The organism is Vibrio sp. V42_P2S4T144, from assembly GCF_009904715.1.
GTDB classification, from domain to species: Bacteria; Pseudomonadota; Gammaproteobacteria; order Enterobacterales; family Vibrionaceae; genus Vibrio; species Vibrio alginolyticus.
Map to the genome: position 1 here is coordinate 1 of NZ_WXWS01000365.1, position 9787 is coordinate 9787.

Annotated in this window: 13 protein-coding genes; all 13 read left to right on the top strand. The window is 44.7% G+C overall.

The features are described from left to right. Positions 1–309: 309 nt before the first annotated feature. The 13 genes from CAG68_RS12460 (at position 310) to CAG68_RS12520 (ending at position 9744) form a co-directional block, all read left to right on the top strand. Positions 310–1170, top strand: a complete 861-nt coding sequence (locus CAG68_RS12460; protein ID WP_005377191.1) for an AraC family transcriptional regulator — start codon at positions 310–312, stop codon at positions 1168–1170. Between the two features lie 148 nt (positions 1171–1318). Further along, a complete protein-coding gene (locus CAG68_RS12465) occupies positions 1319–2299 on the top strand; it encodes a T3SS regulon anti-activator ExsD domain-containing protein (RefSeq protein ID WP_005377193.1) in 981 nt (326 codons plus the stop codon). A 12-nt stretch (positions 2300–2311) separates the two neighbouring features. Then, complete coding sequence (locus CAG68_RS12470) at positions 2312–2740, top strand: YscB family type III secretion system chaperone (RefSeq protein WP_005377195.1); 429 nt, start codon at positions 2312–2314, stop codon at positions 2738–2740. Then, positions 2737–4611 carry a type III secretion system outer membrane ring subunit SctC gene (sctC, locus tag CAG68_RS12475; protein WP_161441215.1) on the top strand — a complete coding sequence of 625 codons (1875 nt, stop codon included), beginning with the start codon at positions 2737–2739 and terminating at the stop codon, positions 4609–4611. The genes CAG68_RS12470 and sctC overlap by 4 nt, the downstream gene beginning before the upstream one ends. 5 nt (positions 4612–4616) lie before the next feature. Then, the gene (sctD, locus tag CAG68_RS12480) at positions 4617–5918 is read left to right on the top strand and encodes a type III secretion system inner membrane ring subunit SctD (protein ID WP_017821344.1); all 1302 of its coding nucleotides are present in this window, start codon (positions 4617–4619) and stop codon (positions 5916–5918) included. After that, entirely contained in the window at positions 5905–6108 is a 204-nt protein-coding gene (locus CAG68_RS12485) for an EscE/YscE/SsaE family type III secretion system needle protein co-chaperone (RefSeq protein WP_005377198.1), read from the top strand. The genes sctD and CAG68_RS12485 overlap by 14 nt, the downstream gene beginning before the upstream one ends. 18 nt (positions 6109–6126) lie before the next feature. Beyond that, a complete protein-coding gene (sctF, locus tag CAG68_RS12490; protein WP_005377199.1) occupies positions 6127–6375 on the top strand; it encodes a type III secretion system needle filament subunit SctF in 249 nt (82 codons plus the stop codon). A 3-nt stretch (positions 6376–6378) separates the two neighbouring features. Continuing rightward, the gene (locus CAG68_RS12495; RefSeq protein ID WP_005377200.1) at positions 6379–6738 is read left to right on the top strand and encodes a YscG family type III secretion system chaperone; all 360 of its coding nucleotides are present in this window, start codon (positions 6379–6381) and stop codon (positions 6736–6738) included. After that, positions 6735–7370 (top strand): YopR family T3SS polymerization control protein, encoded by a 636-nt coding sequence (locus CAG68_RS12500; RefSeq protein WP_086046799.1) that lies wholly within the window; start codon positions 6735–6737, stop codon positions 7368–7370. Before CAG68_RS12495 ends, CAG68_RS12500 begins: the two co-directional genes overlap by 4 nt. 8 nt (positions 7371–7378) lie before the next feature. Next, complete coding sequence (sctI, locus tag CAG68_RS12505; protein ID WP_005387149.1) at positions 7379–7723, top strand: type III secretion system inner rod subunit SctI; 345 nt, start codon at positions 7379–7381, stop codon at positions 7721–7723. Next, positions 7723–8469 (top strand): type III secretion system inner membrane ring lipoprotein SctJ, encoded by a 747-nt coding sequence (gene sctJ / locus CAG68_RS12510; protein WP_086012989.1) that lies wholly within the window; start codon positions 7723–7725, stop codon positions 8467–8469. Before sctI ends, sctJ begins: the two co-directional genes overlap by 1 nt. Next, complete coding sequence (gene vscK, locus CAG68_RS12515; RefSeq protein ID WP_005387147.1) at positions 8462–9127, top strand: SctK family type III secretion system sorting platform protein VscK; 666 nt, start codon at positions 8462–8464, stop codon at positions 9125–9127. Before sctJ ends, vscK begins: the two co-directional genes overlap by 8 nt. Further along, entirely contained in the window at positions 9106–9744 is a 639-nt protein-coding gene (locus tag CAG68_RS12520; protein ID WP_005387146.1) for an HrpE/YscL family type III secretion apparatus protein, read from the top strand. The genes vscK and CAG68_RS12520 overlap by 22 nt, the downstream gene beginning before the upstream one ends. Positions 9745–9787 lie beyond the last annotated feature (43 nt).

Genomic DNA, 9787 nt, shown 5'->3' on the forward strand with positions numbered 1-9787 from the left:
ATAACAAAACAACCAAACTTAAATAACGAAATGATATTTAAGTTTTGGCTAATGATAAACGCTATCTGATAAAAATAATAAAGACGGACAGCAGAAATTTACTAAGTCAAACCTTTACCTTCAGGTAAAGGTAATGCTTGGGTTATTTGCTAATTATTCGGGGGGTATGGTAAGTGATAGAACTTCTATGCTCTTTTCTTTGCTTCTTTAATTCATACAGCAGTACTTAGAAATAACAACGATCAAAGTAGTGCTTTGAAAGTTTCTCAACATTTGCACTGAGAAACTCAAAATAATGAAGGGTAGAAAATGGATGTGTCAGGCCAACTAAACTCAGAAAGGGTCGACTCGAGTTCACGAAAAATTCGTAGTTTTTCCTGCTATGAAAAATCTGACGAAGTATTTCACTCAGACCAGTCTCACATTGTTGTCGTTCACAATGGTCAGCTTCGAGTTCAAACAGGTGATTGCACAATCGATGTTGCTGCAGAAAATGGGGTATTTCTATCTCAAGGGGATTACTTGTTAGAGTACTCTCCGCTAGATGGGGCATACAAAGCGTCGATTATTGCTTACGACAATGAACTCGTTAGTCAGTTGCTGCAAAAACACAGTGATCTCTTGATGATGCTGCCTAAGGTAGACAAAGTTTGTTCTGGTTTGTTTACTTTTGGTTTGAACATACTCGTTGAACAAGTGCTTTCTAGCATGCAGACGCTTGAGCAACAAGCGTACCCTGATGCCATTATGTGCCTAAAATACGAAGAACTACTCATTCTCTTGCTACACAGCAAAGGAGGAGAATCACTGTATGCGTTGCTGTCACAACAAACAAACCGTACGTCGGAACGGTTACGTCGATTTATGGAACAGCATTACTTAAAAGAATGGAAGTTGACAGACTACGCGCAGGAGTTTGGTGCCAGCTTAACCACTTTTAAAGAGCTTTTTAATGAGCACTATGGCATTTCTCCAAGAGCTTGGATCAGTGAGCGTCGACTACTGCATGCTCATAAACTGCTGTTGACGAGCAAGATGAGCATCGTAGATGTGGCGATGGAGGCAGGGTTTTCCAGTCAGTCTTACTTTACGCAGAGTTACCGTCGTCGTTTTGGAACGACCCCAAGCCGCGTACGTTCGGGAGACGATCAAGTGGCTATCGCGAAATGAAATGACTTGGGACTAAAATTTTCTGACTAATTTTGAAAGTCACTCACCAGTGTAAATTCTATTATGTATCGTGTAACAACGAACGATTAAAAATTATTACATCTCTTTCTTTCTGGATTGTTCGAAAGGGGTGCGGAGACGAACATAAATGAAAAAGCAGCATTGGCGACGCCGTTCGCTTTTTCCAGACAGCATAGTGACACAGCGGAAAGTGACTGTTTTACAAAGAGGAGCTCGTTATGAAAGCGCCTCGAAACCTACGCAGGATCTCAATGTTGTGCACGTCAATCACCGACAATTGTTGAGTGAAGGCGTCATAAATTATGAGCAGTTATCTTTACTTCAACGCTTGTTGGATAGAAATGTCGTCGATAGCCTATGCGCTAGCCAGTTAGTTAAAACGTATCAAAAACTTGGTGCTTCGATAGACCGGTTTGCCATGCGTTTATTTTTGGAGATTGGATCGCAGCTCAGTGATAGCAGCACAATCACAACGTTCGAACAAAGGCTGGACTACATCAACTCTCGTCTGGGCTTTCGCTTTAATTTGGCTGTCCCAAAAACGTTGATGCTTTGTTTCCATTTATCACTCAACGAGTGGATTAACCGACAAGTCGATCAAAGTGCTCTTCATGCTTCGATTAAAGTTGAACAACTTATCAATCAACTCGATATTCAGAAGGAATATTGGTCGAAGCTATCAGGGGAAGACACCAGTGCCGTCTTTGTTCAACAGCAACTCGATCTTATTAAGAGCCAGCAGCATCAACTTAAAAAGCAACTTGGGACGTTAAGCGAACAACAGTTGCAAGTGATTGAATGTCATCGTTTGTTAATTGAGAAGTGGCAACCGTCTTTAGACGAGCTGAAAGGGTTCGCGGAGTACACCTCTACAACCGAACAATTTATTTCTGAGTGGAAAAATTGGTGTTCGGAAGTGCGACTTGAAGCCCCCGAGCTGAACGAAGTTTGGGATGCATGCGATGTGGTTTACAACGACCAAAATGCGGTTGCGAAAGTATGGCAATGGTTCAAGAACATGCAAACTGTTGGTGATATCGATCACTACTATTTTGATACTCAAAGTGGTCAGTGCGGCCAGGCTTGCAATCACCTCAGCCAGATCTAAATAGGGCGTTAAATGTTAGATAAGATGATGAAATCTTTAGCGGAAGCGCTAAAGGTAGGGGATTTTATTGCCTCAGAAAATGGTTCTTACAACATCGAGGTTGACCAGTTATCACTGACCATCAAGCAACATGCGTCATGGATTTTATGGGAAGCGACGTTACCCTTCCAGTTTAAAGAGCATCTAGATTATCAACAAGAACAAGCGTTACAACGTTGCATGCAGCTCTCATTAAAAACCATTCGTGAGGATGGCGGCGTACTGACAACCAATGATGATCAGCAATTGATTTTGCAAAGTAAAGTAAGGGTTGAGGACTGTTCGGTGGAACGGTTCTCTGCTTTGCTTTCTAAGCACGTCAATCTATGTGAGCGTTACATTGCATTATTGGAACAAGAACGCGTGAACCACACAATCAACCATACAGTGTGGTTACCATGATGCTAAAAATCTTTCCCAACATTAGGCGTGCTGCAACAAAGGCATTGTTATGCGCAGTGAGTGTTGTTCCTTTGGGATACGCGCAAGCAACAGACTTACACTGGCCCGAACAACCGTTCCGCTACTATGCAGATAATGACTCATTAAAAGAGTTGTTGAATAACTTCGGTGCAAATTATCGTGTCTCGGTTTCTGTTAGTGACAAAGTCAACGATCGAGTGAATGGGCGTTTTACCCCTGAAGATCCGGCGGAATTCCTCGATTACTTATCGCAAGTGTACAACTTGATGTGGTATTTCGATGGAGCCGTCTTACATGTCTATAAGGCGACAGAAACTCGCTCACGTTTACTTCAATTGGAATTACTTACGGCTAGAGAGCTACGCAGTACGTTAATTTCCACCGGCGTTTGGGATTCTCGTTATGGTTGGAGAGCGGCTGAGAGCAAAGGGTTAGTCTATCTTGCGGGTCCTCCACGTTATGTCGACTTAGTGGTACAAACGGCGGAGGCATTGGAAACGCGCTTGCTGCAGAAATCGAATTCAACCGACGAATTATTCGTTGAGATAATTCCTTTGAAGTACGCTTCTGCAACGGATAGAGAAATTGCATATCGAGATCAGACAATTACGGTCCCTGGCATCGCATCGGTGTTAAAACGGGTCGTGTCTGGTGTTCAAACGCAAGTGGCGAGTGCGTCTAGCAAAGAAGTTACCAGTTCAGATAAGCCTGTAAAAAGTAATAAAACCGCCTCAGTTCATGGTGGCGCAACAGTTGAAGCAGAGCCGGGTCTTAATGCGATTATCGTTCGTGATACTCAAGCACGATTACCGCTCTATCGTAAACTGGTCGCGCAATTAGACCAGCCGCAATCAAGAATTGAAGTCGCGCTATCGATTGTCGATATCAGTGCCAACGATTTAAGTCAGTTAGGCGTGGATTGGCGAGCGGGAGTGTCTGTCGGAAACAACCGCATTGTCGATATCAAAACAACAGGGGATGTGAATTCGGGGGATGTGACGCTCGGCAGTGGACAGAACTTTAAGTCCTTGCTTGATTCAACCAACCTAAATTACTTGCTGGCTCAAATTCGTTTATTGGAATCCAAAGGCAGTGCTCAAGTGGTTTCAAGACCAACATTGTTAACTCAGGAAAATGTCGAAGCGGTACTGAACAACAGCAGCACTTTTTACGTCAAGCTGGTTGGTAAAGAAACCGCAGCGCTGGAAGAGGTCACGTATGGCACGTTACTGAGAATTGTCCCACGTATCGTTGGTGATAGATTTGCTGCACGACCTGAAATTAACCTGAGCCTTCATCTCGAAGACGGTGCAAAGATCGCTGATGGTGGCGTCGATGATCTTCCTTCCGTTCGTAAAACTGAAATCAGCACCTTAGCGACGGTTAAACAAGGGCAAAGCTTACTTATCGGTGGTGTGTACCGAGATGAAGTGAGCCATCAGTTACGTAAAGTGCCATTGCTAGGAGACATCCCATATTTAGGCGCGCTGTTTAGAAGTAATACCAACACTAAGCGCCGCACAGTACGAATGTTTATTTTAGAACCTCGAATTGTTGTGGATGGTATTGGCGATAGTGTGTTGATTGGCAACGAATATGACTTGCGACCAAGTATCGGCAAGCTTAACAACATCTCCAACAATAGCGCTGAATTTAAATCGGTAGTGGAAGTATATAGCTGCACATCGAGGGTTCAAGCCGAGCGCTATCAACAAGACTTATTGTCACAGCAAAAGTCGTCTCAATTAACGCAGTGCCAATTACCAACAGGGCAAAAGGGTTGGCGGGTGAAAGTATTGGAATGTGATGACTCACAAAGTGAGTGTGTGCGCCCTTCAGAGGAGTCTTAACCGCGATGCAGCAATGGAAAATTCGTATTTTATCAGGCGTGCATACCGGAGTAGAAGTCACCTTACCTGAAGGTGCTCTCGTGCTTGGCAGTGACGACTTTATTGCTGATCTTGTACTGTCTGATGCTGGGGTCGAAGCGAACCATTTCACCCTCGTTTGCCAGCAAGACTCGGTCATTTTACGAGGTTGCGAAGAGGCAAATATTAACAGTGAAGACATCGCTGTTGCAGGTGATGGTATCGAGTTGTCACGCCATGCTGTTGTCTCGGTCGGCGTTGTGAAGTTCGCTCTGGGATACGCGGAAGATGCGTTAATTGTGAGTAACGTCAGCGACGAATCTAGCCAACAGAATACACCTGTGGTTGCTGTGCAACGCTCTAGCTGGAAAAAAACAACGCTCATCGCTTTGCTTTGTAGTTTTGTCCCGAGTGTCATTTTTGCCGGTATGTGGTACAGCCAAGCTAACGGAAACAACAATGAAATTGTTACAGAAGCAGAACCCATTGTTTTGGTACGTAACATCTTAGGCGAGCTCAAACTTAGCGACGTTCGCGTGGAATGGAATGCCGCCGCACGCCAAGCAGTCTTAGAGGGCTATGTTGAAGACCGAACACAGAAACTCGATCTGCTTGGTCGAATTGATGTATTGGGCATCAATTACAAAAGTGACTTAAGAACGATGGAAGAAATCCGTCGCGGGGTTCGATTTATTTTGCGCAACCTCGGCTATCACCAAGTGAAAGTCGAAAATGGCGATGAGACCGGCACACTGCTGCTGACGGGCTATATCGATGATGCCAGTCGTTGGAACCAAGTTGAACAAATCTTGGAGCGAGACGTGCCTGGTCTTGTTGCGTGGAAGGTCGAACTGCAGCGAGCGGGTGCCTACATGGATACGCTAAAAGCGTTATTGACGGATGCGGAGCTACTGAAAAAAGTCCAGTTGGTCACCAGCGGTGATCGCATCGAAGTTCGTGGTGAGCTTGATGATATCGAAACGACTCGATTTTACGGTGTGACCCGAGACTTCCGGGAACAATATGGTGAGAAACCGTACTTAGTTTTGAAATCCATACCTAAGGTGAGTAAAGGCACCAACATCGATTTCCCGTTTCGTAGCGTTAACTTTGGCCAGGTTCCATATGTGATTCTGACCGATAACGTTCGCTATATGGTCGGTGCAAGAACGCCTCAGGGCTACCGAATATCCAGTGTTACACCTGCTGGTATTGAGTTGGTTAAAGGCGGGCGGGTGATAACAATAGAACTCGGATATGAAGGCGAGACGAACAATGACAAATCTTGAACAAATTTTAAATAACGACACAAACGGTGCGGAAGTGCACAAGATTAAGAGCAAGCTCTTAGAAGCACAAGCGGTGGTGAAACGTCAGTTGGATTTAGGGTGCTCACCACAGCAGTACCAATTACTACTCAAACAGTATGAAGCTTACACTGCCGCCCATGCGGTCGTTGAATCATACGAAGCTAACTAAAAAATACGAGGAAGTCTTATGTCATTTTACGATGCTAGTAACAGTGTAAACCTTGATGATGTTAAAGCTAAGTTAGAACAACAAGCGAAAGATGCCAACACAGAAGTGACGGCAGCCATCAAGAATCTAGAAACCAATGCCGATGATCCATCAAAGCTTGCCGAGCTTCAGCACGCGATCAACAAATGGTCTGTTGTTTACAATATCAATGCGACCACGACTCGTGCGATTAAAGATGTGATGCAGTCGATTCTCCAGAAGGTGTAAAGCATGGAACGAGAAACGCGCCAACTGCTGGCCGAAATCGCGCTGATGGCAACAGGTATGCATCGTCATCAAGAAGCCAACACGATTGCAGATGGCCTTGAAGCAAGCTCAGGTTCTGAAGAGACCGTTGCGATGATTCGTGCAATGAGCCTCATGAATAAAGGCTTGTATGAAGAGGCTCATCAATTACTCGAACCACTTTGTAACGCCTATCCAGATCTGATCAGCTTAGCGGCTCTTGCTTCTGCCAAAGCCGGTTTACTGAGCAAAGCGGAAAGCTGGGTAGAACTTGCGTCACAAGGAAGCGAAGAAAGCCAAGCATTTGCTGCGAGCTTTTCTCAGGACATTAGGAATCTTGGATGATCATTGATTCGAGTAACCTAGGTCTTCAACACCAATCTTTGCGCCAGTCGGAGTCGCGTCATTATGAGCGGAGCGATGAAGACAAGATGAAAACGCTCATGGAGCGAAGTGACAAGCAAGAGCAAGTTTCACATGTTTCTCCAAAAGAGAAGCTAGAGAAAACAGAAGCGAAACTGGCGGAGATTAAAGCGTGGTACGAATCATTAAAAGACGCAGAGGTTGTCAGTAAACAAAGTGTCTTATCATCGTTAAATGAAGCGTTTTCCTACCCTCAAGTTAAACGAGAGGCAATGTGGTACGCCTTTCATGAGGCGAAGAGTGAAAAAGGCAACGAGCAGCCACAATCTGATTTGTTAAAGGTGTTGAAGCAGGAGTTACTAGGGAATTTTTCGGGACAGCTTATTGCCGAACCACCTGCTGATAAAACAGCACTAAAAGCAATGCTAGCGCAGCATTTTCCACTGGGTGCCCAGAAAGAACAAGCCTTATGGCATTGCTGGGCAGAGTTGAAGTCGTTACCTGATATGGCATCAACACTGGACATGGTTCGTGATGAACTTAGCTTCATGATCCAAAAAAATGCGATGGTGAAAAACATCATGACTCACAGTCACAAGTTAGATTTATCTTAGGAGTACATATGATAAACACGCAGTACACCGAGGTGATGCAAACCAACATTGATAAGTTACAGGATGCGCAAGTCGAAGACGGTTTAAGCGAACGTTTTGAGCAAGCCATGTCGGTTCCCGAGGCAAGTAATGGCCTGGAGGGAGGTTTGCTAGAAAACATCAGCGAGTTGAAAAACACTATCGATAACGCGAAAAGTAACCTGCAAGACAACATGAAGATGGTGGGTGATGATCCGGCGCAATTACTGCAAATGCAGTGGGCGCTGACACGCATTACTTTTCAAGAAGAGCTGATCGCGAAAACCGTGGGTAAAACCACACAAAACGTAGAAACCTTATTGAAGGCACAATAGTGATGATGAATAAAATGAGAGCAGTTTTCATCATGCTCACGTTGTTTCTGGTAGGTTGTCAGACCGAGCTATACACCAACGTTACTCAGAAAGAGGGTAATGAGATGTTGTCGATCTTACTATCCGAAGGTGTCGTTGCAACAAAAGAACCTGACAAAGACAACACCGTCAAGTTAATGGTAGACAGTTCTCAAATCGCCTTCGCGGTAGATGCGCTAAAGCGAAAAGGTTATCCAAGAGAGCAGTTTTCTACACTGAAAGAGGTGTTTCCTAAAGACGATTTGATCTCGTCACCATTAGCAGAACGAGCCCGTTTGGTGTACGCGAAATCTCAAGAGCTCTCGTCAACCTTATCTCAGATTGATGGCGTGCTGGTGGCACGTGTTCATGTTGTTTTGGAAGATCAAGATCTGCGTCCAGGAGAGCGCCCAACTCCAGCTTCTGCCTCCGTATTTATTAAACACGCAGCAGATATTGCGCTTGATTCATATGTTCCGCAGATCAAATTATTAGTGAACAATAGCATTGAGGGGCTGAACTACGATCGAATCAGCGTAGTGATGGTACCCTCATCAGAGGTTCGAGTTGCTACTCAAAACAATCAATTTAAAAGCATTTTGTCGGTTCAGGTCACCAAAGAGACGGCGAATAATCTTATCGCCATTTTGGTGTTCTTGGTAGCGGCACTCATCGGCTCGAATATCGCTACTTTTACATGGTGTCGTAGGAACACGAAGCGTGGTTAAACCAGAAACACCACTCGCGCAGGTACAACACCAGTTTAACTATGCGCCTTGCCAGTACATCCATAGAAGTTGGATAGAGCAAAAGCAGCCTTGGTTACTAAATATCGAAGGCTGGAGAGATAACCCCATGTTTAACCAATGGTGCATAAATGAGTGGGCGTTATCTCCCGTTCCTGAGACGGCTTTTAACAAACCTTGCCATAGCTTGGCGTTGCTCCCAGCGGATGCGTTGAACCAACTCGTATTGATGGTGGGCGGAGCTTTACATTGTGTGGCAATGCGAGGCGTTGTTTTAAAACGCCCGAAACAGGTTCTGAACAACGTTTTTGGTTTGGAAGGCGCTCGGTTCTTAATTCAAAACGGGCCTATGCTGTTATCCAGCTGGCCGCAAGGCTGGCAGCGTTCGTTACCAGAACTATTGGATGAAAGGTCTGTTGAAGCAAGTATGAGGGCGCTGGGATATTTTTGGATGAGGTTTATTTTGATTAACTCACCGGAAGATGTTGTTCTTCGTTGGCAATTCAAATTAGAAAAGCAACTTAGCGAAAACGCAGAAACAGCTAACTGGTTGGAAGCGGATCAACGAGATCTGGCGTATCGACTCACAAAAAAAATCGCAAAACAGGTTATTCCTCAATGGTTTCATTTGTTGAAATAAAAACAGACAATTTGCAGCTGGCACCTGGCTTAAAGGTGCTGAAAGCGAAAGATTATGCCAGTTATCTGGATTCGCAACACTTAGTTGAAGCCGCGAACTCCAAAGCTGAAAGCATCATTGCTAATGCCCAACAAGCCTACGAAACCGAAAAACAACGTGGTTATCAAGATGGCCTTGCACAAGCCAAGATTGAAAATGCGCAAACGATGGTTGAAACCTTAGCACGTTGTAATGACTACTATCAGCAAGTCGAAGAAAAAATGACAGGTGTGGTGTTAGAAGCAGTACGTAAGATCATCGATACCTTCGATGATGTCGATACCACGGTGAGTGTAGTTCGAGAAGCGTTGCAACTGGTGAGTAACCAAAAGCAGGTCATTTTACATGTCCACCCAGAGCAGGTTGTTGAGGTGAGAGAAAAGGTGGCTGGTGTATTAAGTGATTTCCCTGAAGTCGGTTACGTTGACGTGGTAGCAGATGCGCGCTTGAAAAATGGAGGCTGCATTTTGGAAACAGAAGTTGGGATCATCGACGCCAGTATTGATGGACAGCTGCATGCGTTAAAGCAAGCTATGGTGAAGCAGCTCAGCGAGCGTAAAATTACGATTCATGAATAAACCTCAAAAACTCAGCACTTGCTGAGTTTTTTCATTTTAATGC